Consider the following 24189-nt stretch of genomic DNA (forward strand, 5'->3'; position numbering starts at 1 on the left):
GAGGGATTTCAGGAACGTCTGGTGCGCTCGCCGATCGCGGGCACCTTGCCGTAGTGCCTGTCCTCGCCGACCACGATCGCGGCCGGCGCCGGATAGCTGACCTTGCCGTTCGGCGTGTCGACCTCGACGCGGCGCAGATGCGGATGTTTCGCGAGGTCGTCCATGCTGTTGACCTCGGCAAAGGCAATGTCGGCCTCGGCAAGCTTCGCCAGCAACTCCTCGCGCGTCAGCTTGCCGAAGCTGTCGCTGACGATCTGGTCGGTAACGGCGCGGTTGCGCACGCGCTCGACCATATTGGCAAAGCGCGGATCGTCGGGCAGGCCGGGCTGGTCCAGCACCTTGGCGCACAGCGTCTTCCACTCGCGCTCGCTCTGGATCGAGATCAGGATCTCCTTGCCGTCCTTCGAGCGGAACACGCCATAGGGCGCGATCGAGGGATGGGCGAGGCCGATCCGCTTCGGCGACTTGCCGTCCTCGGCATTGAGCAGCGGCACGGTGAGCCAGTCGGCCATCACGTCGAACATCGAGATCCGGATGTCGGCACCGTCTCCGGTGCGGCCGCGGCCGATCAGCGCCTCGAGGATCGCGGCATGCGCGGTGGCGCCGGTCGCGACATCGACGATCGACATGCCGACGCGCGAGGCGCCTTCCGGGCCGCCGGTGATCGAGGCAAGGCCGCTCTCGGCCTGGATCAACAGGTCATAGGCCTTGCGGTCGGCGTACGGCCCGGTGTCGCCATAGCCGGTGATCGTGCACATGATCAGCTTCGGGTAATCCTTGCGCAGCCGCTCGCGCGAGAAGCCGAGCTTGTCCATCGAGCCCGGCTTGAGGTTCTGCAGCAGCACGTCGGCGCCCGCAATGAGCTCCTCGAGCTGCGCGCGGCCATCCTTGGTGGCAAGGTCGACCACGGCGGAATCCTTGCCGCGGTTCAGCCAGACGAAGTAGCTGCTCTGGCCCTTCGCCGCGGCGTCGTAGCCGCGGGCGAAATCGCCCTCGGGTCGCTCGATCTTGATGACATGGGCGCCGGCGTCGGCGAGGCGTGACGAGCAGAACGGCGCGGCAACCGCCTGTTCGACGGCGATGACGGTCAATCCCTCAAGCGGCAGCATGATCAAGCCACTCAGTAGGAGCGGGGCATGCCGAGCACGTGCTCGGCGACGTAGGACAGGATCAGATTGGTCGAGATCGGCGCCACCTGGTAGAGTCGGGTCTCGCGGAACTTGCGCTCGACGTCGTATTCCTCGGCGAAGCCGAAGCCGCCATGGGTCTGCACGCAGGCATTGGCCGCTTCCCAGGAGGCATCGGCCGCCAGCATCTTGGCCATGTTGGCCTCGGCGCCGCAGTCGAGGCCGGCCTCATATTTGCGGGTGGCTTCCTTCACCATCAATTCGGCCGCGCGCATCGAGGCGTAGGCCTTTGCGACCGGGAACTGGATTCCCTGGTTCTGGCCGATCGGCCGGCCGAACACGCTGCGCTCCTTGGCGTAATTGGTGGCCTTGGCGATGAACCACTTCGCGTCGCCGACACACTCGGCTGCGATCAGGATGCGCTCGGCGTTCATGCCGGACAGGATGTAGCGAAAACCCTTGCCTTCCTCGCCGATCAGATTCTCCGCCGGCACCTTCATGTCGGTGAAGAACACTTCTGTCGTGGCGTGGTTCATCATGGTGCGGATCGGGCGGATCTCCAGCCCCTTGCCCTTCACCTCGCGCATGTCGACGATGAACACCGAGAGACCGTCGGTGCGCTTCTTCGACTGCTCCTTCGGTGTGGTGCGCGCCAGCAGGACCATCAGGTCGGAATATTCGGCGCGGCTGGTCCAGATCTTCTGGCCGTTGACGACGTAATGGTCGCCCTCGCGGCGCGCGAAGGTCTTTAGCGACGACGTGTCGGTGCCGCTGGTCGGCTCGGTGACGCCGAACGCCTGCAAGCGCAACTCGCCGGTCGCGACCTTCGGCAGATACTTCGCCTTCTGCGCGTCGTTGCCGTGCCGCAGCACGGTGCCCATCGTGTACATCTGGGCGTGGCAACCGCCGCCATTGCAGCCGGCGCGCTGGATCTCTTCCAGGATCGCCGCTGCCGCCGACAGCTTCAGGCCGGCGCCGCCATATTCCTCGGGGATCAAGACCGAGAGATAGCCGGCCTCCGTCAGCGCATCGACGAACTCCTTCGGATAGGCCATCTGGCGATCGAGCTCGCGCCAGTATTCGCCGGGAAACTGCGCGCAGAGTTTTGCCACCGCGTCGCGGATGTCGGAATGGTCGTCGATGTGTTGATCGTGTGCGGTCATTGTTTCGTCTTGCCGAGAGGTTGCGCCAGAGCGTGTTCGAGCGAAGCGGAAATCGGTTCGCGTGAAGAAAACGCCCGCTGTTGTGGGGCCCCGGTAAACTCCCTATGCTGTTTTGTTATAGCGTATGAACCTGCCTTCCAGGATTGGCAAGTATGGATTTCCGCCAGCTTAGGACCTTTGCGTGCGTCGCGGAACTCGGGAGCCTGAGCAAGGCATCCGATACCTTGCGGGTCGCGCAGCCGGCGCTGAGCCGGCAGATCAAGCTGCTGGAACACGAGCTGCGCACCGAATTGTTCACGCGCAACGGCCGCGGCATGGTGCTGACCGATGCCGGCCGGCTGCTGCTGGCGCGCACCAGCGGTATCGTGCGGCAGATCGACCAGATCCGCGACGACATCCAGTCCGCCGGCGGCGCACCGTCCGGGCGCGTCGTGCTCGGGCTGGTGCCGACGGTGAGCTGCGTGCTGTCGGCGCGGCTGGCGCGGCGCACGGTGGAGCGCTATCCCGGCATCTCGCTCTGCATCGTCGAGAGCTACAGCGGCCATCTGATCGAGTGGCTGCATCGCGGCGAGATGGACCTTGCCGTGATCTATGGCCCGTCGGTCGATCTGCATCTGGCGGTGCAGAGCCTCGGCCGCGACAGCATCGTCGCGGTCGGCCCGCGCGGCAGCGGGCTGAAGCCGAAGAAGCAAGTCGACTTCGGCTGGCTGATGCGCCAGCGCCTGGTGCTGCCGAGTCATTCGCACGGCCTCCGTGCGCTGCTCGAACATGCCGCGGCCAAAAAGAAGATCGATCTCGACGTCAAGCTCGAGGCGGATTCGTTTCGCGTGCTGACCAGCCTGGTCGAGGAGGGGCTCGGATATACCTTGCTGCCGCCGTCCTCGGTGCGCGCCGAGGTGGCGGAGGGCCGGCTCGAGACCGCCGCCATCGCGCGGCCGGCGCCGCGGCGCGAGCTGACGCTGGCCTCGCCGGTCGAGCATCCCGGCTCCAACGCGATGACGCTGATCGCGAAGCTGTTGCGTGACGAGGTCGCCGCACTGCGCGCCGAGGGGCTCTGGGATATCCAGCTCGCCTGAGCGCGGCCTCGCATCAGCTCACCTTGAAGCCGAGATGGCCGCGGAAGCGGTTCTTCAAATAGGTGCCGTCGCGCGGCGGCAGCGCGCGCTCGACCTCGCCGGCCGCGATCCGGATCCGCGCCAACCGCGGGCCACCGCCGAGATCGCGCAGGCTGGTGCGGAATTTCTCGATGCCGGCCATGTCGGCGATCTCACAGACATTGCCGATGCCCGCGCCATCAGCGATCACTTCGAGCCTGGCGCCGAGGCCGGAGTGACTCGGCTGCATGCCGGTCTCGCCGAAATGGCCGTTGTCGAGCACCGCGATCGAGAGATTGCCGGGCTGCTTGGTCGCGATCGTCAGCAGGCTGCCGATCCCCATCAGCTGCTCGCCGTCGCCGGTGATCACGAGCACCGGGCGCTTCGGCTGCGCCAGCGCGAGACCGAGCCCGACCATCGCCGCGCCTCCCATCGCGCCCCACAGATAGAAATTGCCGGGATGCTCGCCGGCGTCGAACAAATCGTAGGAGGAGGAGCCGAGCCCGGAGATCACGAGCAGATCGCCGCGGTCGGCGAGCAGCGCCTTCACGGCGGCGCGGCGATCGAGAGTGCCTGTTGATGCCGACATCAGTGCGTCTCCCTGGTCCACTTCTTGCGGCCGATCATCCGCTGCGAGATCAGCACCGCGACCTGCTGGTCGCCGTCATAGGCGAGCGAGGCGGCCGCCGAGATCACCTCCTCGGCATCGTCGGGGTTCTCCAGCCGCAGCACGGTGGTGCCCATGATCTCGAACGCCTGCGGCGTCGCCCGGCCCATCGGGATCTGCCAGGGATTGAACTCGGCCCATTCGCCGCGCATCGTCACCAAGGTGAGCAGCGGGAAGCGGCAGCTCGCCATCAGCGACAGCATGTTGACGCAATTGCCGACGCCGCTCGATTGCATCAACAACACCGCGCGATCGCCGCCGAGCCAGGCGCCGGCCGAAAGCGCCACGCCTTCTTCCTCTGTCGTCAGCACCGTGGTCTTGATGTCGGCATCGGCGTGCGACAGCTTGATCAGCTTGGAATGTCCCGCATCGGGAACGTAGGACACTTGCGCCACGCCAAAGCTCTTCAGCGTGCGGTAGATCGCAACCGGCCAGTCCTGGCTGGTCGCGCTGTCCTGGTGAACGGCAATCTGGTCCATCATGGCCTCGGCGGTAGCGTTTTCGAACGAACCGGGTACCGGTTCGCGAAGAAAAACGCGTCAATACAAGGGACGCGCATCGGCGCGTCCTCACACCGCTGGCTTTAAGCCAGGTCACGGGTTTATTCTCTTCGCATCTGGCTCGCCCAGCTATGCCGGAATTTTATAGGGCCAGGGTTTTGCAGGGCCGACGCAAGCGAAATGGCGGCCGGAGCCGGCTGCGTCTTTTGGTCGGGTCGAGCAACAGCCCCATTACGGCCTAAAACGATGCTCTATGCTAGAAGATGTCGATTGGCGGCAGCGCCGGGCTTCATTTTCAAGGCTTTATTTCGCATATCGATATATCTGTCGCATTTTCAGGGATCAGGGCATGATTGTCCGAGATCGGTTTCGCGGCCTCTTCCCAAAGTATTTTCTCGCACTGTTCCTGGCCGTCGCGCTTCCGCTCGTGATCAACGGGTCGATCGAAGCCTGGTTCGGTTACCGCGATCAGCGCGCAAGGCTGGACCAGTTGCTCGGTGTTCAGGCGACGTCCGCGGCCGCTGAAATTCATAACTTCATCTCCGACATCGCAAGCCAGCTTGGCTGGCTGGTCCAGCTTCCCTGGACCGACGAGGCCGATGAGGGGCGCCGAACCGATGCGTTGCGTCTGTTTCGTCAAGCGCCGGCCGTCGTCAGCCTGACACTCATCGACAACAATGGGCTGGAGCGTCTCTACGTCTCGCGGGTCGGCCTCAATCGAATCGAAAGTCGTACCGACCGATCGGCTGAACCTGCGCTGGTCGGCGCCCACGCGCGTCAGGTTCAGCGATGTCAGCTACAACAGAGGCTCGGAACCGTATTTGACCATTGCGCTCGTGGGTAACCGATCCGCGGTCGGCGCAGTCATCGCCGAAGTCAATCTCAAGCTGATCTGGGATGTCGTATCGGCGATCAAGGTGGGAGAGACGGGCCTCGCCTTCGTGCTGGACCGGCCGGGCCGCCTCATTGCCCATCCCGACATCAGCCTCGTCCTCCGCGGGCTGGAAGAAACAACCTCTCAGCCGTTTCGCACCATTCGCGACGCGATCGGCCCGGGAGCGGGCTTTGCAACGGGCCGCGACGGACAGGGACGTCCGGTTGCCGCCCGCGCGGCTCCTGTGGCGGGTCCCGATTGGACCGTCGTGGTGGCGCAGCCGCTCTCCGAGGCTTACGCCCCGATCTATGCCGCGTTGCGACGGACCACAGTGCTTCTCGCAGGCAGCACCGTATTTGCGGGGCTGCTCGCTTATGCATTCGCGCACCGGATGACCGAGCCGATCAGGCTGCTCGAGGAGGGGACGGAGCGGATCGGCGCCGGATCGTTCGAGCACCGCATTTCGATCCAGACCGGGGACGAATTTCAGCGTCTGGCAAGCAGCTTCAACAGGATGGCGGGCGAGCTCGCGCTGGCACAGCAGCACCAGGAGCGGATCGCGAAGCTCAAGCGGTTTCTCGCGCCCCAAGTCGCCGATCTCGTCGATCGTGCCGGCGATGACAGCGTGCTGGATGGCCGCCGCACCGACGTCGTCGTTGTGTTCTGTGACTTGCGCGGATTCACCGCGTTTTCCGCAGGCGTCGCTCCCGAGGAAGTCATGAGCGTGCTGTCCGAATACTATGAGGTTCTGGGCAGGGTCATTGCGCGGTTCGAAGCAACGCTCATCAGCTTCTCGGGAGACGGGTTGATGGTGCTGGTGAACGCACCCGTGCCGGTCGAGGAGCCGGCGCTGAGAGCCGTCGACCTTGCGACCGAAATGCAGAAGCGCGTGCAGGGCTTGATCGGCGGCTGGCGGTCGCGGGGCTACCAGGTTGGCTTTGGAATAGGGCTTGCCAGTGGATCGGCGACGGTTGGGCGGATCGGCTACGAAGACCGGCTCGATTACACGGCCATCGGCAGTGTCGTGAATCTCGCCGCCCGCCTGTGCGCATCTGCCGCAGATCGGGAAATCCTGATGGATGCAGGGACCGCCGCAAGCGTGAGAGGCAAGCGCTCCCTGGAAGATATCGGCAGTCGCCAAATCAAGGGCTTCGATGACGCCATTCCGGTGTTCGGAATATCTTTTTGATGTGCGTCGGCCGATCTAGACCGGAGCGGCTCGGTGCAGTCCATTGGCGACTGGTTTCGGATCGTGGGATATACTTCCGCCGACGGCGAACGCCAGCGGGTCGATAGAGCATGAGTTGCGCTCACTCTCGTGCAGCCACATCCCACGGACACGGCAGCCGGCGCGAGGTCCTGTTGTTGATGGCCGCCGCCGCGGCCTGGACCACATCCTCGCGGGCGCAGAAGCCGTCGATGCCTGTGATCGGCTATCTTTGTCCGGAATCGCCGGAGTTGTTTGGCAGCCGGCTGAACGCTTTCCACCAGGGACTTCGTGAAGCCGGTTTTGTCGAGGGCCGCGACGTTGCGATCGAATATCGATGGGCCAATGGGCAATATGCCCGGTTACCTGCACTGGCCGGCGAATTGATCGCGCGCGACGTCGATGTGGTGGTTGCGCCCGGCGGCGCCCCCGTCGCGCTTGCCGCCAAAGCTGCCGGCGTCACCAAGACAATCGTTTTCGAGATGGGCGGCGACCCCGTTCAGCTGGGTGTGGTGGACAGCCTGTCGCGGCCGGGAGGCAACATCACGGGAATCTCGAGCCTGAGCGTCGACGTGTCGCCGAAGCGGCTCGAATTGATGCACGAACTTCTGCCGGCGGCGAAAACGTTGGGGGTCGTGACCAACCCGACAAGTCCAACCGCCAGCTCGCAACTGCAGAAGCTTCAGGCCGCTGCCGAAACTTTGGGGGTCCATCTGCAGATATCGAGGGCAAGCAAGGAAGAGGAGTTTGAAGCCGTATTTGCTTCCGTAGAGAGAGAGTCGATAAACGCGCTTGTTTTCACTTCCGATCCGTATTTTGCATTTCGCAGCCGCCGATTGGCCGATCTCGCACTGAAGTATCGTGTTCCCGCAATCACGCAGACCCGGGATTTCCCGACAGCCGGAGGCTTGATGAGCTATGGCGGAGATTTCGTGCAGTCGCATCGACGCGCGGGCGTCTACGCCGGCCGGGTTCTGAAGGGTGAGAAGCCTGCTGATCTTCCGGTCCAGCTGGTCACCAAGGTCGAGTTCGTCATCAACCTGAAGACCGCCAAGCTGCTCGGCCACGAGTTCTCTCCTTCAGTCGTCAGCGGCGCAGACGAGGTGATCGAGTGACTAATTCCTTCATGAACCTGGTAGTCCGGCCGGCACGGACTGAAATGGTCCGGCCGGACCGTGGCATCGCGTGCGCTCACGGGCTCAACCGTTGGGCCGTAGAAACGCGCCGTATTGCTTGCTCGTGGTGACCTCGGCTGCCGCCTGTCCGATGACACGCATTGCTGCCATCATCGGCCACGGTCCAAGGCTCACCCTGCGAACACCGGCACGGGCGAGCTCCCCGATTTCGGGCACACCTTGCGTTACCATGACGTTGACCGGCAGCGGCGTGAGCTGAACGAGCCTCGCGATCAGCGCGAGGTCGGTGAGCCCCGGCACAAAAATTCCGTCGGCGCCCGCATCGGCATAAGCTTCCGCGCGCCTTGCCGCCTCATTCAGGCATTGCTCGGGCGAGCCGAACTTCAGCAGAAACGGATCGGTTCGCGCATTGATGAAGAGGTGAACGCCGAGTTTCTGCGCGGCGTCCCGTACCGCCCTGATCTTCGCGGCATGCTGCTCCGGAGCGACGAGCTGCCGCTTTCCGCCGACAAGCCCGTCCTCGATGTTGATGCCGATCGCGCCGGCCTTCAGGATCCTCGCCGCCGAATGCGCGGCGGCATCCGGCGTGTCGCCATATCCCGCCTCCAGATCGATCGACAGCGGAACCGGCACCGACGCGGTCATCCGCGAGACCAAGCCTTCCACGATGTCGAGCGGGGCATTTTCGCCGTCGGCGTAGCCGAGTGCGGCCGCGACCGCGCCGCTGCTAGTTGCGATGGCCGGCGAAGTCTTCGCGATCGCCTTGGCGGTGGCGACGTCCCAGGCGTTGAACAGGACGAGCGGATCGCCCTGCTTGTGAAGTCGGTGAAACGCTTCGGCGTAGTGCTGCTGTGTCGTGGCGTCCATTGCGCGCACTCCTTCTCAGGGAAATTGACAGATATCGACTGACGCGGCCGCTGCTCGCGCGCGGGCGTTCAGTTGGGGGCGTGGGTGGTGAACCAGTCCATGATCAGACCTGTGACCTCGGCCTCGCGCTCGAGATGCGGGAAGTGTCCGACGTCGGGCAGGACGATGCGCCGATGTGGTCCCTTGAAGAGCGGCTCTTCCTTGATCGAATACCGCGCCGTCGGATCGTTGCCGCCATAGATTGTCAGCGTCGGTGTATGCATGTCGTTGATCGGTAGCCGGCCCGCAACTCCCGCATCGACCAGGCCATTGTAGTATTTCAGCGCCGCCTTCATGGTGCCGGGAGAGCTGAGCGTCTCCTTGACCGAGCGGAGATGCTCGTCGTTCTGCAGGGTTGGCGACCACAGCTTCCAAAGGTAGTCGACGAAGGGAAGTCCCTCGATGTTGACCGCCGAGTGAGCGCCAGGCACCGTGAAGAAATAGACATGGAAAACCGATCGAACGGCATCGGGATCGCTCCGGAGGCTTGGGATTGTGATCGGGTGCGCGGTGTTCATGACCACCGCCGCCTTGATCGCCGACGGCGCCGTGGCCAGTGCCTGGAAGGTTGACGTACCGCCCCAATCCATGCCGACGACGTAGGCCCGTCCGTCGTCGCTCAGCGCCGCGATCAACGCTTCGAGATCCTGGCCCAGCGCGATCGGATCGAAGATGCCGTCGGCCGGAATCTCGGTCGGCGCATAGCCGCGCAGGAACGGCGCGACCGCGCGATAGCCGGCATCCGCGAACACCTGCAGCTGCTTTCGGTACGACCAGGCGTTGTCGGGAAAGCCATGCATGAACATGACGAGCGGTCCGCTGCCTTGTTCGAGATAGGCAAATCGCACGCCGTTGGCCTGCACGTATTTCAGGGCGGGTTCGCTGCCGGCGGCGTCACGCGTTGCCAGTGCGGTGCTTCGGGTCGTCATCGCTGCTCTCCATTTGTGTCGTCGTTGCGCTCCCGGGCAAATATGTGCGCAGCGCACATATATGGTCAAGTTGTTTTTTGTGCGCAGCGCACATATTATTCCCGGCATGGAACACGGAATCGCTAATCTGCTGGGCGCGCTGTCGCTCGCCGTCATGGATCGCATCGAGCAAGGCGCGCGCGAGGTCGTCGGTCGCGGCGGCGAAACGCCCGCGGCGCTCATCGTCATCGGCTATGGTCAGGGCATGACTAACGACAAGCTGAGGCGGATCCTTGGCCTGTCGCACTCCGGAACGGTCCGCCTGGTCGATCGGCTGGTTTCGGATCGGCTTGTCGAACGCCGGGCCGGCAAGGACGGCCGCGAGGTCGCCTTGCACCTGACGGCATCGGGCGCCGCGTCCCGCAACGAACTGCTGGCGTCGCGGATTTCGGCCGTGACGTCGCTGCTCGACGTGCTGTCGGTCGCTGAGCGGAAGCAGCTCGCAACGCTGATCCGCGAGCTGCTGGCAAGGCAGGACACATCCGAGATGGATCGCTTCACGATCTGCCGGATGTGCGACGACCGCGTCTGCACCAATTGCCCGTTGCCGACCAACAAGGGCCAGCACGCGCGCTAGAGAGGTTACTCTGAATCGAGCGGCCAACTCCGCTCACCTCGCCCCGCGTGCGGGGAGAGGTCGGAACGCATCGCTAGATGCGTTCCGGGTGAGGGGGAGTTTCCGCAAACACAGCTATCACCGCTTATGCGGAGAGTGCCCCTCACCCCAACCCTCTCCCCGTAAGAACGGGGAGAGGGAGCGCGGTGCCATCGCGGCCGCTATTCGACCTCATCTCCTAAGGCTCCAGCAGCTTGCCGTCAGCGCGTGGCCTTGCCCGCCATGAACACGTACATGTCCCAGAACGTCTCGGGATGATCGACCTCGAAGCGGTGCCACTGATCGAGATTGGTCTCGTCGGCCGTGCCCTGAAACTGCTTGCGGAATCGGTCGAGGACCGCCGGATCGTCAAACGGCTCGAACCCCTCGAACGACAGGCCATGCTCGTTCAGGAATGCCGCGATCGCCGGAATCGTCAGGCGGTGTTCCATGACGTTGAACAGCAGATCGCGGCAGCCGCTCATGCTGTAGAAATCCTTCGCGCCGATCAAGGGTTTCCATTTGTCAGCTTCGCGGAAGATGTCCTGCCGGCAGCGTCTGATGTCGTCGGCGGTGGCGCGATAATTGCGCGCCGCGATGCGATCGCGGGCCTCGACGATGACGCGGCGCGCCAGATCGCTGTAGAGCCCGATGCGCATCGTGCCGCCCGGCCGCAGCAGCGAGACCAGCACGCGCCAGCCGGCCAAGGGGTCGGCAAGATGATGCAGCACGCCGACCGACTCGATGCTGTCGAAGCTGCGGCCGATCGAGCCCAATTCCAGGATGTCCGCCTGCGCATAGTCGATGTTGCGCAAGCCGAGCTCCCGCGTCTTGCGGCGCGCATAGGCGAGGCTGGTCCTGCTGATGTCGACCGCGAGCAGGCGGGCGTTGGGATAGACCTGAGCGATCTGGATCGCGTGCGAGCCGGTGCCGCAACCCGCGATCAGGATATCCCGTTCGGCTTGCTGGTCCGCGGTTGCGACGGTTCGTCCCCGCGCCCGATCGGCCGCGAAGGCCGTCAACGGGTTGACGGTCCAGCGCGGATAAGGATTTTCCTCGTATTGGCGCATCACCTCGACGGATATGTCGTTCCTGATCGGAGTGAGCGCTGCAATAGCGCTGCGCTCTTCGATCTCCTCGCGCGGCTCGCGAAGCTGCACCCGCAACAGGCCGGCGACGGCCGCGGGCCAATCCCGGCGCAGCAGCGCGTCCGCCGTCGGCAAGGCATGAAGCGGGAAGTAAGCGGCGACAACGGCGAGCGTGAGCGGCGCGATCGCAGCGCCTGATGCCAGGTCCTGCAGCAACCGGTCGCGCAGCGCGCCCGCGTCTTCGCTTTCCGCCCCGGTCTGCGCATAGACATATTCGTTGATGAAGCATTGCCGGGCGAGCGCGCAGGCAAAGGTTACGATATCGTCGTCGACTTCATCCTGATCCGGCTTGCTCGCGAGCCGCAACAGCTCGGCCCGCGCATATCCGAATAGCACCTCAAGCTGCATGCTCGCCAGCGTCGTCGTTTCCATCGCGCAGCGCAGGAACAGGTCGTTCGCGAGCGGGGCGACGCCTTCGCTGCCGAACAATTCGACGCTTGTGACCGGTAGCGGCCACTTGCTTGCAATCCGCCCGACATAGCTGGTGACGGTCGGGCTCTGCAGGATGAAGCCGACCGCCTTCGCGTCCATGCCGAGCGCCAGCGCCTTGCTGAAATGCGCGGCCGCCTTGCTGCGATCGCCCAGCGCCTGGTAGGAATTGCCGGCGTTGTAATGGCAGGCGGCATTGACCTCGTCCGAGGCAATCGCCTTGGTGAACATCTTTGCTGCAGCCCGGTGATCGCCGGCAGCCTGCGCCATCAGGCCGAGAAGATTCAGGCTCTGCACATGGCCAGGATCGCGCGCGAGAAGCTGCCGGCAGATCTCCTGCGCTTCGTTGAAGCGGCGCATCGCGTAGAAGCGGCTGGCCTCGGCGGCGAGGCCGCCAATGTTGACGCCCGTGGAGCCGAAGGCAGGTGCGTTTTTGCTGGACGCGTCCCGTTGCTTCCCGGCCGCACGCCGCTCTTTTCGGTTCATGTTCCGTCAACTGGCCCAAGCTGCAAGACGCGGTGCATCAACCACCACGCCCGGGAAGACATAGGGCCGATCGCGCTTGTGGCCAAGGACAATCTGGCTTCAGCCCGGGATACGCACCGGCAGGTTCTCGATGCCGCGGACGAAGCTGGAATAGACCCGCTTCGGCTCGCCGACCACCTCGATGCGGTCGAAGCGTTTCAGCATCTCTTCCCAGACGATCCGAAGCTGCAGCTCGGCGAGCCGCATGCCGACGCAGCGGTGGATGCCGAAGCCGAACGACAGGTGGATGCGCGGCCGCGGTCGGTCGATGATGAACTCGTTCGGACGATCGATCACCTCGTCGTCGCGGTTGCCGGAGACGTACCACATCACGACGCGGTCGCCCTTCCTGATCGTCTTGCCGCCGATCTCGGTGTCCTGAAGCGCGGTGCGCCGCATATGCGCCAGCGGCGTCTGCCAGCGGATCACCTCCGGCACCATGGTGTCGATCAGTGCGGGATTCTCCTTCAGCTTCCTGAACTGGTCGGGATGCTCGTGCAGCGCCAGCACCGAGCCGCTCATGGTGTTGCGCGTGGTGTCGTTGCCGCCGACGATCAGCAGGATGATGTTGCCCATCAGATTGTCGGGGTCCATGTGCCGCGTGGCGTCGCTATGCGCCATCATCGACAAAAGGTCGTTGCGCGGCGGGGCGTTGACGCGCTCGTTCCAGAGCTTCGAGAAATAGGCGTAGCACTCGTCCATCTCCTGCCGCCGCTCCTCCGGCGAGTTGACGATGCCGCTCTTCGGCAGCGCGGTGGAGACGTCGGACCAGCGCGTCAGCTTGCGCCGCTCCTCCCAGGGGAAGTCGAACAGCGTCGCCAGCATCTGGGTGGTCAATTCGATCGAGACGCGCTCGACGAAGTTGAAGGTCTCGTTGCGCGGCAGATTGTCGAGCACGCTGGCCGAGCGCTGGCGGATCAGCTTTGCCAGCTCGTCGAGATGCGTGGGCGTGAACATCGGCGACACGGTCTTGCGCTGATGGGCGTGCCTCGGCTGGTCCATCGCGATGAAGCTCGGATAGTCGTAGCCGGGCGGCACGTCGCGGATCGAGATGCCGCCGAGTGTGGAGTCCGAGGAGAAGATGCCGTGGCTGGTGTCGACATGCATGATGTCGTTGTACTTCACCACCGACCAATACGGCTCGATCGGCGCATTGGTGCAGTAGTGCACCGGCTCTTCCTTGCGCAGCCGCTCGAACCACGGCCACAGCGTGTCGTTCTGGAACAGTTTTGGCGCGCCGGGATGAAAATCCTTGAGTGGTGTCGAATACGCTTCCTCGCGGGCCTGGCGCAGCAGCTCGGCCCGGTCGGCACGGATGGCGGTCTGGACGTTCATGTTCCTTGATCCCGGTTGGCTCGCGACGCGTCAGGCGGCGATGCGCACTGGCAGCGTCTCGTAGCCCTTGATGAAGCTGGAATACACCCGCTGCGGCTCCTCCACCACCTCGATGGTGTCGAAGCGCTTGAGGATCTCCTCCCAGATGATCTTGAGCTGCAGCTCGGCAAGCCGCAGGCCGACGCAGCGGTGGATGCCGAAGCCGAACGAGATGTGGGTGCGCGGCCGGGCGCGGTCGATCAGGAACTCGTAGGGCTTCTCGATCGCTTCCTCGTCGCGGTTGCCCGAGACGTACCACATCACCACCTTGTCGCCCTTCTTGATCTGACGGCCGCGGAACTCGTAGTCGGCGAGCGCGGTGCGCCGCATATGGGCGAGCGGCGTCTGCCAGCGGATCACCTCGGGCACGAAGCTGTCGATCAGCGCCGGGTTCTCCCGCAGCTTGCGGTACTGTTCCGGATGCTTGCTCAGCGCATAGATGCTGCCGGACAGCGTGTTGCGCGTGGTGTCGTTGCCGCCGACGATCAGCAGGATCAGATTGCCGAGGAAGTTCTTCGGGTCCATGTTCCGCGTGGCGTCGCTGTGCGCCATCATCGAGAGCAGATCGCTCTTCGGCGGCTGGCTCGCGCGCTCCTTCCACAGCCTTGCGAAATAGCCCGCGCATTCCATCAGTTCGGCCTGCCGCTCGTCTTCGGTGGCGACGAGGCCGCCGGCGCCGGGCAGGGTCGTCGCGACGTCGGACCAGCGCGTCAGCTTGCGGCGGTCTTCCCAGGGGAAGTCGAACAGCACCGCGAGCATCTGGGTCGTCAGTTCGATCGAGACCTTGTCGACCCAGTCGAACACCTCGCCGCGCGGCAGATTGTCGAGGCACTCGGTCGAGCGCTTGCGGATGTTGGTGGCGAGCTCGTCGAGGTGCGTCGGCGTGAACATCGGCGCCACGGTCTTGCGCTGCGCCGAATGGCGCGGCTGGTCCATCGCGATGAAGCTTTCGCGGCGCAGATCCGGCGGCACGTCGCGGATGGTGATGCCGCCGAGCGAGGCGGCCGAGGAGAACACCGAGTGGTTGGTCTCGATGTCCATGATGTCGTTGTAGCGGGTGATCGACCAGTACGGACCGAACATCGAGTCCTTGCAGTAATGCACCGGATCCTCGCGGCGCAGCCGGTCGAAATACGGCCAGAAGGTATCGGTCTTGAACAACTCGGGATTGCCGGGATCGTAGTCCGAAAGCGCAAGCGAGTTGGCGCGTTCGCGTGCGGCGTCCAGATTCGTGTTGTCGACGAGATCGATGGTCCCGTGCATGAGCGGCTCCTCAACCGTTTGAGCTGCCGGGGCATGGCCGGCGCGGCATGTTTTACCGAATTACATTCTCATTCCGCGGTTTGCGCAAGGGCTCTCGACGCGCATTTGGCCGCATTGATGTCAGGCCAAAGCGGCCGAATCCGGGCCTTTCCGGTAGTGAAAGGGCCGCGGCCGCGACCACGCCCGTTTGAAACGGCGTTTGATTGGGTCGGGCGGGGCGTGCGAACGGTGCGGGCGCCGTTTATTGACTGCCGGTCTTCTCGCCGGCGGGTTTTTCGCAGGGGTAGGTGTCCTGCATCCCCCACAGCAGCAGGAGAGCGATCACCATCTCACCTTTCGCCGAGCGCTTGTCGGCGGACTTGAGCATGATCTCTTCGGTCTGCTCGCTGCTCAGTGCGAGGTCGTCGGGCATGCAGAACAACAATTGACCGCCATGCCGTTTCAGCCAGGCATTGGAAGCCATCAGGCCGCCCCTGACGCCGTCGAGGTACATGTGATTGAAGATGCGGAAATTCTCACTCTTTGGATTGCGATAGGAATCCAGCCGCACGTCGACGGCAGCAGCCGGAGCCGCCGTAAGCGCCAGAAGGCATGCCGACAAGATCCATCTGGTCATCGCTGCGGTTTCCTCGCTTTGCGGCGGCGTCCTCGCCTCGATCGCCCGATCGTTAAGTATGTCATTGCCGCCCGGGGGTTCGACGCCGGCGGTCGATCGAGGACTGCGCGCTTTCCGGCATTGTCGTTAAGGCATGGCCAACCGCATCCCGCCAAAAATCGGCCGGCGATCTCGACCTTGTGTGAAACCTGGATCACACTCGCGACGACAAATCTGTGCTTTTGATACCCAGAGATTGTCCCGCCAGGAGCCATCCCGTGAACGACATGAGCTGGACCCCGCTGGGGCCGCCGCAGCCGCCTCCGCAACCGGCCCCGCCGCCGATGCCGGTGGCGTTTTCAGGGAACCGGAAGGAGTTCTTTCGCCTGGTTGCGCGCGGCGCCGGGCTCGAACTGGTCACGGTCGGCTTCTACCGGTTCTGGCTCACCACCGACATCCGCCGTCATCTGTGGTCGAACAGCCAGATCGATGGCGATGCGCCGGAATATACCGGCCGCGGCAAGGAGCTCCTGATCGGCTTCCTGGTCGCGCTCGCGATCCTGGTGCCGATCTATCTCGGCTATTTCCTGATCGGTATCGAGGCGGAGCATCTCAAGGCGTTCGCCTCGCTGCCGCTGGTCGCCTTCTTCTATTTGTTCGGCCAGTTCGCGATCTATCGCGCGCGGCGTTACCGCCTGACCCGCACGGTGTGGCGCGGCGTCCGCTTCTGGATGAGCGGCTCGGGCTGGGTCTATGCGCTCAAGGCCTCGCTCTGGGGCGTGCTGGTCGTGATCACGCTCGGCCTCGCGCTGCCGTGGCGCGAGGCGGCGCTCGAACGCTACAAGATGCGGCACTCCTATTACGGCGACCTTCAAGGCTCGTTCGACGGCCGCGGCTGGGAGTTCTTCAAGCGGGGCTGGTGGCTCTGGGTCCTGATGCCGTTCGCGCTCTACAGCACGATCTTCGCTCCGTTTGCCTATGCCGCGTTCAAGGCGGTCGAGTGGCGCTGGTGGCTGTCGGGAATCCGCTTCGGCGAAGTGAGGCTGGAATCCACCCTCCGCCGCGGCGCGCTGATCGGCCTGTACTGGAAGGTGATCGGCTGGGTCGTGCTGCTCGGCGTGGTGTTCGCGGCCTATCTCGCGCTCTGCACCTTGCTGGTCGCCAGCATGGACGGCTCCTCGATCGCGGACTTCTTCAGGACCGAGGCGTTCGCCAAGAGCATTCCGTTGATCGTGCTGCTCGGCATCGGCTATCTCGCCTTCGCGCTGGCGCTGAACGTGGTGTTGCGCGTCTATCTGATGCGCGATCTCTGGGTCCGGGTGCTGTCCTCGACCATCGTGCACAACATCGGCGCGGCCGCCAACGTCACCGCGCGCGGCGAGCTCGCCAACGCGCTCGGCGAAGGCTTTGCCGACGGCCTCGACGTCGGGGGCTTCTAGCTCCATGGAATCCGATTCCGGCGAGACCAATTCCGCGGCGCCGGCTCCCGGCGGCGTCTTCTTCGACGGCCTGTCGAACCGGCGGCGCATCGTCGCGCTCAGGCTGTCCGATGCGCTGGAGATCAGGGAGGACGGCGCGCTGCTCGCGCGCTGGGCGTTTCACGACATCCGCCGCGCCGACAGCCCGTCCGGCCTGTTGCGGCTGAGCTGCCTGACCGCTCCGCCTCTGGCACGGCTCGACATTCGCGACGCCGGGCTGATCGCCGCGCTCGTCGCGCGCTGCGACACGCTCGAGGAAGGGCTGCCGAACCGCCGGGGCGTCGCCGCGATCGTCGGCTGGTCGCTCGCGGCCGCGGTGTCGATCGTGCTGGTGGTGCTGTTCGGCGTGCCGCTCGCCGCCGAGCGGCTCACGCCGCTGGTGCCCGACTCGTTCGAGCGCCGCATCGGCGATGTCGCGGAGGCGCAGGTCAAGGTGCTGTTCGACGGCAAGCCGTGCAGCAATCCGGCCGGCCAGGCGGCGTTCGCGAAGCTGGTCGGCAAGTTGCGGCAGTCCGCAGGCTTCGATACGTCGGTGCAGTCGGGCGTGCTGGCGACGTCGGTGCCGAACGCCTTCGCGCTGCCCGGCGGCAAGGTCTATCTGTTCGACGGACTCTTGGAGAAAGCCGAGAACCCCGACGAGATCGCCGGCGTCCTGGCGCATGAGCTCGGCCATCTCCGGCACCGCGACAGCATGCGCGAATTGATCCACAACGGCGGCACCTCGTTCCTGATCGGGCTGTTGTTCGGCGATGTCACCGGCTCCGGCGCGCTGATCTTCGCCTCGCGCTCGCTGGTGACGTCGTCCTATTCGCGCGACGCCGAGACCAACGCGGACAGCTTCGCGATCGAGACCATGCACAAGCTCGGCCGTCCGGCCAAGCCGATGGGCGAACTGATGTTCCGCGTCACCGGCAAGGAGGGCGGCAAGGGGCTCTCGCTCGTCTCCAGCCATCCCTTGACCGAGGACCGCCTCGCGCGCATGGACCAGGCCGATGCCGCCAGCCGGCCCGACGGCCCGCCGCTGCTGTCACCAGCCGAATGGCAGGCGCTGAAGGGCATCTGCAGCGGCGCCGGCAAGGTGTGACGGCGCAGCCGCCGACGGTCCCTCGCTACTTCACCAGCCGGAACTTGCCGCCCTCGACCTTGATCAGGAACGCCGAACGCTCGTCATAGCCGTTGTGATCGGTCGGGCTCATGGTCGAGAGGCCGTTGTTCAGGTAGACGTCCTTGCCGCGCTCGAGCTCGTCGCGCAGCGCGGCGCGGAATTCCGCCGTGCCGGGCTTTGCGGTCTTGAGCGCATTCGCCGCCGCCCGCTTGAACAGCGTGACGGCGTCCCACAGATGCGCGCCGAAGATGTTCGGCCTCGAGCCGTTGGCCTTCTCGTAGGACGACACGAACTCGTCGCGCACCTGGCGGAACGGATCGTTCGTCGGCAGATCGTCGGCGATGGTGAAGGCTTCGCCGGTGAAGATCGCGCCCTCGACATTGGCGGCGCCGAGCTTGATGAACTCTTCCGAGGCCACGCCGTGGGTCTGGAAGATCTTGCCGGCATAGCCGCGGCTGCGCAGCGCCTCCTGCGGCAGCACGGCCGGCGTGCCGGCGGAGGCAATGAACACCGCTTCCGGATTGGTCGCGATCACCTTGAGCGCCTGGCCCATCGCGCTGGTGTCGGCGCGCGCATAGACCTCATGCGTCGTCACGGTGAGGCCGAGCTGAGGGGCGAGCCGCGACACCTCCTTGTAGTAACCTTCGCCATAGCCGTCGGAGACGCCGATATAGCCGAGCGTCTTGATGCCGGACTTTGCGATGTATTTCAGGATCGCCGCCGCCATCAGGTCGTCATTGGGCACCACCTTGAACGCCCAGCGGCGGCGGTCGTCCATCGGCTGCACGATCGCGGTCGCCGCCGCGAGCGAGATGATCGGCGTCTTGCTCTCCACGGCGACGTCGAGCATCGGCATGGTCACCGGGGTGAGCGAGGAGCCGATCAGGATATCGACGCCGTCCTGGATCACGAGGCGCCGCGCATTCTGCGTGCCCTTGGTCGGATCGGACTCGTCGTCGAGCGCGATATAGGTCACCTTCTCGCCGCCGATTTCCTTCGGCAGCGCGGCGATGGTGCGCATCTGCGGCTGGCCGAGCGCCGAGCCCGGTCCGGATCCGGACACCACGACGCCGACCTTGATGTCGGCACGCGCGCCCGGCGCAATCAGGATCGCGCTCGCAAATGTCAACAGTCCGGCCATGGCCAGCTTCATTGCAAATCCTCCCAGCACGTTCTTTTTATCTGCGGTCGATGATAGCCGACCGCCGTCCGGTCGCGCATCATATTGATTCCGCGCGATCCGTCTGTCCCCCTGATTGGGGACATTGGGCGGCGCTGGGGGTCTGCGCCTCCCTGAGTTCTGCCCTGTTCGGCTGGGGTGCCGGAACGACGAACGGGGGATGGCGAGGCCGACATCGTCCGGAGCTCTTGAACGGGCTCCGCCCGTCCTCAACCTCGCGTTTACCAATCCCTTAAAGGCCGTGAGAACCAGTTTCCCTAATCGGGCGGCAACGTCCTGCTGTTATTGAAGGACAGGAAAAGGGAGTACGAACCATGTTCAGCATTGTTCGGATCCTCGTCTTGATCGCATGTGCACATGCGGGATCCGTGGTTGCGGAAGTGCAGTGGGACGGCGCGCAGTCATCGCCAGCGGTCCACGTCCATGATTGAGCCCCATCCGATTGCGTCCGAGCACGCGCGCGCCATCTGCGAAGAGATTGGCGAGCGGCTGCGCCATGCCCTGCGTGGCGATTACGCCGATCTGCCGCCAAGGCTGCGCGAGCTGGTCAACGAGCTTGCTCCGCAGGAGTGTAAAGCGCCATCGCTGGTGCCCACGATGGCGGAGATGACGAGACCGCTGGTCGTCGCGGCCTAGGTCATCGCCTCACGACGATCTGCCGATCCGCCGGCGTGCCCTTCGAGAGCGATAATCAATGCACGGAGATCGGACTGAATAACGGTTGGAGAAGCGGTGAGGTCTCCGCTTATTGCACCAGCCTTGCTTTGAAGTAGGGAACAGAAGCCCGCTTACACGTTCTTCGCGACCTTGCGTGTCCGCGTCGGACCGGCGCCGGCGATCGGCGGCTTGATATTCCATACCGCGCGCACGCTTGCGAAGGCGTGGGCGATCACCGGCTCCTGGCGGCGGGCGGCGAGGCTGGCGAAGGAGAGATCGCAGGTCAGCTTCACCTTGTCGGCGACCACGAACTGATGCGGCCGCGCCATCCGCGGCGCCAACACGTTTTCGCGTGCGAGGCTGAGGCAGAGGCCGGATTCGACGAAGTCGATCATCGCCTCTTCCTGGTCGGTGTAGCCGATCCGCTTCGGCAATGCGCCGAGCGGGCGGAAGATGTCGTCGAGCAGCCGCCGGTGGCCGGAGTGCGGCGGTGTCGCGAGCCAGGGCAGCTCGGCGAGCTCGGCCCAGCCCTTGCCCATCACCCGGTCGCGCCAGGCGATCGGTGCGATCACCCGGTAATCGTAGCAAAGCAGCGGGGCGAGCTGGTAGCGGCCGTCGACGATGGTCCGTTCGGTGAAGCTGTGATGGACGAGCTGGTCCTGAGGCGTGGCGTCGACATAGTAGCCGACGTCGAGTTCGCCGCGGCCGATCTGCGCCAGCACGTCGTCGCTCACGCCATGGCGCAGGAAGACCTCGGTGCGCTGCGAGGACATCGCAAGGCTGCGCACGAACGGTCCGAGCCGGGTGAATTCGGGGTCGAGGATGGTGCCGACGCGCAGCGTGCCGCGCTGTGCCTCGTTCAGCGAGTCCGCCATCGCCTTGAAATCGGAGGCGGCCGCGACCGCCCGGTGCGCCAGCGGCAGCAGCGCGGCGCCGGCCTCGGTCAGGGTGAATCCGGCAGGTGTGCGGTTGAACAGCTGCAGCCCGGTGCTTTCCTCGAGTGCCTTTAGCTGCAGGCTGACCGCGGGCTGGGTCAGTTTCAGCATCGCCGCTGCGCGCGATACCGTGCCCTCACGGGCAACCGTGATGAAGCAACGCAAGGCCTGGGTACGGGGAAGCTCGATCATCGCACGTGCTTATAGCACACTTTTTTTGCGCGCATCCGACCTGCGTCGTGCATTGTCATGCGATTATAATACAACCAATGCGAGAAGTCAGGACGGCCGCCACGCGATCGTGCCTTCGGTGCGCGCGCGGACCTCGGGCGAAGCAAGGCAGGTCGCGACCGCTTCATAGCCCGCCGCGCCCGGGACGGGCGTAACGCAGATCGGCCGGCTGTGATTGGCGGGGCACAGGATGATCGCTTCATCGTCGCCGACCGCGTCGAGATCCAGGATCGCGTTGGAGCGGGTGAGGAAGAACAGCGGCCGGGCCTCGGGTCCGCGGCGGCGCAGATGCGCGATGACGGCTTCCTGGCTCGCCGCATCGAGCCCTTGCTCGAGCAAGTCGATCACGAGGATCGCGTCGTCGCCGGCCTCGAGCGCCGCGAGCAGGGCGGTCAGCGCCGGCGAGTCCACGGCGCCGTCGGCCAGCAGGGTGGCAAGGCTCGCCGCGACCCTGGCGTCGTGCGCCGGATCGGCATCGAGGCGCGCCCGCACGGCCGCGCCGCCGTCGGCCGAGCGGTCCAGCCCGACGAAGCTGGCGCCGGGCAGGGCTTCGGCGAGCCGTTGCGCAAGGCGCGTCTTGCCGCTGCCGAGCGGGCCGACGATGTAATTCAGCCGTTTGATGTCGCGCAGCTCGAAGCGCTCGCCGCCCCACGGCCACGGCAGATCGAACGCGACGCCGATCGCCGGCCGTGTCCGCACCGCACCGATGATGTCACCGGTCGCGGGTATCCTGCCGCCGCCGAGGTCGGCGCGCAGCCGGCGCAGTTTGGCGATGCTGTCGCCGCATTGGCGGATGCGCGCTTCGAGCGCGGCCTCGTGCGCGGCCAGCACACGGCCAAGGATGACGGCGTCGCCGCTCAGGATCCGCGCCACTTCACCGATGCTGAGGCCGAGCGCGCGCAGCTCGACGATCTCGGCGCCGCGCGCCATCTCGGCCGGACCATAGGCGCGCCATCCCGCCGGCGTGCGGCCGGGTGCGATCAGGCCGCGCTCCTCGTACAGGCGCAGCGCTTTCGCGGAGATGCCGAGCTGCCTCGCAGCTTCGGACGGGCTGAGGAAACGGGCGGCAGCAGCATTCATCGAATCACCTCGCGTCGTCTGACCGCGCCTCTATGGAGACGGCCGCAGGGGCAAGGTCAAGCGGGGAGGTGGGACCCGTCCACGGGCGGCTCCCTCACTCGCGCAACACACTCGATGTCGTCCCTGCCTAGTGCGCAATTGCGCACGGGAGCAGGGACCCATAACCACAGATGCCGATTGTTATGCACCGCTGGAACGACGAGTCCCGTCAACAACATCTGCCGCGGAGTATGGGTCCCGGCCTGCGCCGGAACGACGGCGGTATGTGTCGCGAGCGCGGGCGCCCGATCACCCCTCACTCCAGATGGTTCACTTTCGCCACCCAGGCGCGGACGTCGGCGAGCACGGCGGGCAGTACGGCCTTGACCTCCTGCACGGTCATGCCGGGCTTGATGCGGGGGTCGTAGAGCAGGTTGAGCAGATATTGGTCGTAGACGTCGAAATAGCCCATCGAGACGTTGTCGTTGAACATGGTCCAGGGCACGGTGGCGGTGTCGTTGATCGGGCCGAGCGACTGCAACAGCTCCTCATAGGCGCAGTCGAGGAAGACGAAATCGCCGTTGTCGACGGTGAGGATCACGTCGGAATGCTCGATCTCGTAGTTCTCGTTCTTGCGGAAGCCGGACAGGCATTGCGGGTCGAGCGAGGAGCGGATCTCCCTGGCGCGCTCCTGGCCGTAGAAGGTCGCGATCGTGCGGTACAGCTCGCGGTCGCGCACCAGCTTGACCACGACATTGGCCGCTTCGTTGTTCTCGGTCATCGCGATGTCGAGATGCTGCACCTTGCTGCGGATGTCGGCGACGACCCTGGCGAGCTGGGCCTTGCGGTCGGCGCGGCTGCCGTCGGCGAACACGCGCACCGGACTGTCGTACTTGCGGATGCGGTCGACCCGCCCGGCGAGATGATATTCGGCGCCGAACGCGGTTTTCAGAAAGCCCTCGACGATCTCGGCGTCGGTGAAGACCTTCTTCTCGTTGCGCTGGCGCGCGGCGATCGCCGGTACCTCGGTGGCGGCCGCGGGCAGCGCGGCATCAGCGAAGCAAGCGGCGAGCGTTGCGGCGAGAAGGACGGGGATCGAAGGACGGTGCTGGGGCATTGTGACAACGCTGCCGCAAGGCTTGCGGCAGCGCAAGGAGGGATCAAGGCGACGGGATCAGCGATCTTGCCGAATGGCGGCGCCTGGTTCCGTTGAAATCGACGCGATCAGTTGTTCTTCACCACCACGGTGGTGCCGACCGAGACCCGACCATAGAGATCGGTGACGTCGTCGTTGGTCATGCGGAAGCAGCCCGACGAGACGGCCTGGCCGATCGTCTCCGGCTCGTTCGAGCCGTGGATGCGGTAGAGCGTCGAGCCGAGATACATCGCGCGCGCGCCGAGCGGGTTCTCGATGCCGCCGTTCATGTGGCGCGGCAGATCGGGGCGGCGGCGCAGCATCTGCGACGGCGGCGTCCACGACGGCCATTCCTTCTTTGCGGAGATGCGGTGGACACCGCTCCAGCGGAAGCCGTCGCGGCCGACGCCGATGCCGTAGCGCAGCGCCTGGCCGTTCGCCAGCACCAGATAGAGCCGGCGCTCGGCGGTGTTCACCACGACGGTGCCGGGGGCGTAGTTGGTCGGGTAGTTGACGGTGGTGCGCGGGATCGGGCTTGCGCCTCCGCCGCCGAAGAAACTCGGGGCTTCGGACTGATAGCCGCGGGAGTCGAAGAACTGGGCGTGGGCCTGGCCGGCACCTGCCAGGATCGTGAGCGCGGCAAACATCAAGGCAATCGGGCGCATGGTCGTCGTCCTCGCGAACAATCAAATATGTAGTCAGAGAGGCCACAATTGCCGGCGTTTCGCAAGCGACGAAGCCGTGACCTCAGGCATTTTCGAACAACACGGTTTAAAAAGGCAACAGATCGGAAGCGATACCTGCATTGTCCGGCCAAGCCTTTGACGAAGCGGCTGAA

Annotated in this window: 21 protein-coding genes and 1 pseudogene; 7 read left to right on the top strand and 15 right to left on the bottom strand. The window is 65.1% G+C overall.

What is annotated here, in order from left to right; all coding sequences use genetic code 11:
• Window positions 1–8: 8 nt before the first annotated feature.
• Window positions 9–1109: a CaiB/BaiF CoA-transferase family protein gene (locus I6F38_RS12635; RefSeq protein WP_225160554.1), complete on the bottom strand. Its 1101-nt coding sequence runs from the start codon at window positions 1107–1109 to the stop codon at window positions 9–11.
• Window positions 1110–1120: 11 nt separating this feature from the next.
• Complete coding sequence (locus I6F38_RS12640; RefSeq protein WP_225160555.1) at window positions 1121–2290, bottom strand: acyl-CoA dehydrogenase family protein; 1170 nt, start codon at window positions 2288–2290, stop codon at window positions 1121–1123.
• Window positions 2291–2442: 152 nt separating this feature from the next.
• On the opposite strand from I6F38_RS12640, the gene I6F38_RS12645 reads away from it, so the two are divergent.
• Window positions 2443–3366, top strand: a complete 924-nt coding sequence (locus I6F38_RS12645) for a LysR substrate-binding domain-containing protein (RefSeq protein ID WP_028334965.1) — start codon at window positions 2443–2445, stop codon at window positions 3364–3366.
• A gap of 13 nt (window positions 3367–3379) precedes the next feature.
• Here I6F38_RS12645 and I6F38_RS12650 read toward each other — a convergent pair whose 3' ends face one another.
• Window positions 3380–3973, bottom strand: coding sequence for a thiamine pyrophosphate-dependent enzyme (locus tag I6F38_RS12650; protein ID WP_225160556.1), 594 nt, complete (start codon window positions 3971–3973; stop codon window positions 3380–3382).
• Entirely contained in the window at window positions 3973–4533 is a 561-nt protein-coding gene (locus I6F38_RS12655) for a thiamine pyrophosphate-binding protein (RefSeq protein ID WP_225160557.1), read from the bottom strand. The genes I6F38_RS12650 and I6F38_RS12655 overlap by 1 nt, the downstream gene beginning before the upstream one ends.
• Before the next feature lie 367 nt (window positions 4534–4900).
• On the opposite strand from I6F38_RS12655, the pseudogene I6F38_RS12660 reads away from it, so the two are divergent.
• Window positions 4901–6614: pseudogene (locus I6F38_RS12660) on the top strand (adenylate/guanylate cyclase domain-containing protein).
• A gap of 179 nt (window positions 6615–6793) precedes the next feature.
• Window positions 6794–7747 carry an ABC transporter substrate-binding protein gene (locus tag I6F38_RS12665; protein ID WP_225160611.1) on the top strand — a complete coding sequence of 318 codons (954 nt, stop codon included), beginning with the start codon at window positions 6794–6796 and terminating at the stop codon, window positions 7745–7747.
• A gap of 84 nt (window positions 7748–7831) precedes the next feature.
• On the opposite strand, the gene I6F38_RS12670 is transcribed toward I6F38_RS12665, so the two are convergent.
• Together I6F38_RS12670 and I6F38_RS12675 are read right to left on the bottom strand one after the other, a co-directional pair.
• Entirely contained in the window at window positions 7832–8635 is an 804-nt protein-coding gene (locus I6F38_RS12670; RefSeq protein WP_225160558.1) for an isocitrate lyase/phosphoenolpyruvate mutase family protein, read from the bottom strand.
• A 68-nt stretch (window positions 8636–8703) separates the two neighbouring features.
• A complete protein-coding gene (locus I6F38_RS12675; RefSeq protein ID WP_225160559.1) occupies window positions 8704–9603 on the bottom strand; it encodes an alpha/beta hydrolase in 900 nt (299 codons plus the stop codon).
• A gap of 61 nt (window positions 9604–9664) precedes the next feature.
• On the opposite strand from I6F38_RS12675, the gene I6F38_RS12680 reads away from it, so the two are divergent.
• Window positions 9665–10219 carry a MarR family transcriptional regulator gene (locus I6F38_RS12680; RefSeq protein WP_225160560.1) on the top strand — a complete coding sequence of 185 codons (555 nt, stop codon included), beginning with the start codon at window positions 9665–9667 and terminating at the stop codon, window positions 10217–10219.
• A 239-nt stretch (window positions 10220–10458) separates the two neighbouring features.
• Here I6F38_RS12680 and I6F38_RS12685 read toward each other — a convergent pair whose 3' ends face one another.
• The 4 genes from I6F38_RS12685 to I6F38_RS12700 form a co-directional block, all read right to left on the bottom strand.
• Window positions 10459–12300 (bottom strand): class I SAM-dependent methyltransferase, encoded by a 1842-nt coding sequence (locus I6F38_RS12685; protein ID WP_225160561.1) that lies wholly within the window; start codon window positions 12298–12300, stop codon window positions 10459–10461.
• A 99-nt stretch (window positions 12301–12399) separates the two neighbouring features.
• Window positions 12400–13674: a cytochrome P450 gene (locus tag I6F38_RS12690; RefSeq protein WP_157347120.1), complete on the bottom strand. Its 1275-nt coding sequence runs from the start codon at window positions 13672–13674 to the stop codon at window positions 12400–12402.
• A 30-nt stretch (window positions 13675–13704) separates the two neighbouring features.
• Entirely contained in the window at window positions 13705–14976 is a 1272-nt protein-coding gene (locus I6F38_RS12695) for a cytochrome P450 (RefSeq protein ID WP_225160562.1), read from the bottom strand.
• A gap of 241 nt (window positions 14977–15217) precedes the next feature.
• Window positions 15218–15592, bottom strand: a complete 375-nt coding sequence (locus tag I6F38_RS12700) for a hypothetical protein (protein WP_225160563.1) — start codon at window positions 15590–15592, stop codon at window positions 15218–15220.
• Between the two features lie 266 nt (window positions 15593–15858).
• Between I6F38_RS12700 and I6F38_RS12705 the strand changes: the two genes are divergently transcribed.
• On the top strand, window positions 15859–17010 hold the full coding sequence (locus tag I6F38_RS12705; protein WP_225160612.1) for a DUF898 domain-containing protein: 1152 nt from the start codon (window positions 15859–15861) through the stop codon (window positions 17008–17010).
• Between the two features lie 4 nt (window positions 17011–17014).
• On the top strand, window positions 17015–18133 hold the full coding sequence (locus I6F38_RS12710; protein ID WP_225160564.1) for a M48 family metallopeptidase: 1119 nt from the start codon (window positions 17015–17017) through the stop codon (window positions 18131–18133).
• A 25-nt stretch (window positions 18134–18158) separates the two neighbouring features.
• Here the strand turns inward: I6F38_RS12710 and I6F38_RS12715 are convergent, their stop codons facing one another.
• Window positions 18159–19307, bottom strand: a complete 1149-nt coding sequence (locus tag I6F38_RS12715) for an ABC transporter substrate-binding protein (protein WP_225160565.1) — start codon at window positions 19305–19307, stop codon at window positions 18159–18161.
• 450 nt (window positions 19308–19757) lie between these two features.
• On the opposite strand from I6F38_RS12715, the gene I6F38_RS12720 reads away from it, so the two are divergent.
• On the top strand, window positions 19758–19970 hold the full coding sequence (locus I6F38_RS12720) for a hypothetical protein (RefSeq protein WP_225160566.1): 213 nt from the start codon (window positions 19758–19760) through the stop codon (window positions 19968–19970).
• 152 nt (window positions 19971–20122) lie between these two features.
• Here the strand turns inward: I6F38_RS12720 and I6F38_RS12725 are convergent, their stop codons facing one another.
• The 4 genes from I6F38_RS12725 to I6F38_RS12740 form a co-directional block, all read right to left on the bottom strand.
• Window positions 20123–21118, bottom strand: coding sequence for a LysR family transcriptional regulator (locus tag I6F38_RS12725; RefSeq protein ID WP_225160567.1), 996 nt, complete (start codon window positions 21116–21118; stop codon window positions 20123–20125).
• Window positions 21119–21205: 87 nt separating this feature from the next.
• Window positions 21206–22237 (bottom strand): MerR family transcriptional regulator, encoded by a 1032-nt coding sequence (locus I6F38_RS12730; RefSeq protein ID WP_225160568.1) that lies wholly within the window; start codon window positions 22235–22237, stop codon window positions 21206–21208.
• Between the two features lie 295 nt (window positions 22238–22532).
• Complete coding sequence (locus I6F38_RS12735; protein ID WP_225160569.1) at window positions 22533–23333, bottom strand: DUF2927 domain-containing protein; 801 nt, start codon at window positions 23331–23333, stop codon at window positions 22533–22535.
• 107 nt (window positions 23334–23440) lie between these two features.
• Window positions 23441–24016 (bottom strand): L,D-transpeptidase, encoded by a 576-nt coding sequence (locus tag I6F38_RS12740; RefSeq protein WP_035633276.1) that lies wholly within the window; start codon window positions 24014–24016, stop codon window positions 23441–23443.
• Window positions 24017–24189: the final 173 nt, after the last annotated feature.

It is taken from the genome of Bradyrhizobium sp. BRP56 (assembly GCF_020194035.1).
Taxonomy (GTDB): Bacteria; Pseudomonadota; Alphaproteobacteria; order Rhizobiales; family Xanthobacteraceae; genus Bradyrhizobium; species Bradyrhizobium australafricanum.

Excerpts from the sequence above, each read along its gene's own strand:
- I6F38_RS12635 (WP_225160554.1), bottom strand. The coding sequence starts at position 1,109 with ATGCTGCCGCTTGAGGGATTGACCGTCATCGCCGTCGAACAGGCGGTT.
- I6F38_RS12640 (WP_225160555.1), bottom strand. The coding sequence starts at position 2,290 with ATGACCGCACACGATCAACACATCGACGACCATTCCGACATCCGCGAC.
- I6F38_RS12645 (WP_028334965.1), top strand. The coding sequence starts at position 2,443 with ATGGATTTCCGCCAGCTTAGGACCTTTGCGTGCGTCGCGGAACTCGGG.
- I6F38_RS12650 (WP_225160556.1), bottom strand. The coding sequence starts at position 3,973 with ATGTCGGCATCAACAGGCACTCTCGATCGCCGCGCCGCCGTGAAGGCG.
- I6F38_RS12655 (WP_225160557.1), bottom strand. The coding sequence starts at position 4,533 with ATGATGGACCAGATTGCCGTTCACCAGGACAGCGCGACCAGCCAGGAC.
- I6F38_RS12665 (WP_225160611.1), top strand. The coding sequence starts at position 6,794 with ATGGCCGCCGCCGCGGCCTGGACCACATCCTCGCGGGCGCAGAAGCCG.
- I6F38_RS12670 (WP_225160558.1), bottom strand. The coding sequence starts at position 8,635 with ATGGACGCCACGACACAGCAGCACTACGCCGAAGCGTTTCACCGACTT.
- I6F38_RS12675 (WP_225160559.1), bottom strand. The coding sequence starts at position 9,603 with ATGACGACCCGAAGCACCGCACTGGCAACGCGTGACGCCGCCGGCAGC.
- I6F38_RS12680 (WP_225160560.1), top strand. The coding sequence starts at position 9,665 with ATGGTCAAGTTGTTTTTTGTGCGCAGCGCACATATTATTCCCGGCATG.
- I6F38_RS12685 (WP_225160561.1), bottom strand. The coding sequence starts at position 12,300 with ATGAACCGAAAAGAGCGGCGTGCGGCCGGGAAGCAACGGGACGCGTCC.
- I6F38_RS12690 (WP_157347120.1), bottom strand. The coding sequence starts at position 13,674 with ATGAACGTCCAGACCGCCATCCGTGCCGACCGGGCCGAGCTGCTGCGC.
- I6F38_RS12695 (WP_225160562.1), bottom strand. The coding sequence starts at position 14,976 with ATGCACGGGACCATCGATCTCGTCGACAACACGAATCTGGACGCCGCA.
- I6F38_RS12700 (WP_225160563.1), bottom strand. The coding sequence starts at position 15,592 with ATGACCAGATGGATCTTGTCGGCATGCCTTCTGGCGCTTACGGCGGCT.
- I6F38_RS12705 (WP_225160612.1), top strand. The coding sequence starts at position 15,859 with ATGAGCTGGACCCCGCTGGGGCCGCCGCAGCCGCCTCCGCAACCGGCC.
- I6F38_RS12710 (WP_225160564.1), top strand. The coding sequence starts at position 17,015 with ATGGAATCCGATTCCGGCGAGACCAATTCCGCGGCGCCGGCTCCCGGC.
- I6F38_RS12715 (WP_225160565.1), bottom strand. The coding sequence starts at position 19,307 with ATGAAGCTGGCCATGGCCGGACTGTTGACATTTGCGAGCGCGATCCTG.
- I6F38_RS12720 (WP_225160566.1), top strand. The coding sequence starts at position 19,758 with ATGATTGAGCCCCATCCGATTGCGTCCGAGCACGCGCGCGCCATCTGC.
- I6F38_RS12725 (WP_225160567.1), bottom strand. The coding sequence starts at position 21,118 with ATGATCGAGCTTCCCCGTACCCAGGCCTTGCGTTGCTTCATCACGGTT.
- I6F38_RS12730 (WP_225160568.1), bottom strand. The coding sequence starts at position 22,237 with ATGAATGCTGCTGCCGCCCGTTTCCTCAGCCCGTCCGAAGCTGCGAGG.
- I6F38_RS12735 (WP_225160569.1), bottom strand. The coding sequence starts at position 23,333 with ATGCCCCAGCACCGTCCTTCGATCCCCGTCCTTCTCGCCGCAACGCTC.
- I6F38_RS12740 (WP_035633276.1), bottom strand. The coding sequence starts at position 24,016 with ATGCGCCCGATTGCCTTGATGTTTGCCGCGCTCACGATCCTGGCAGGT.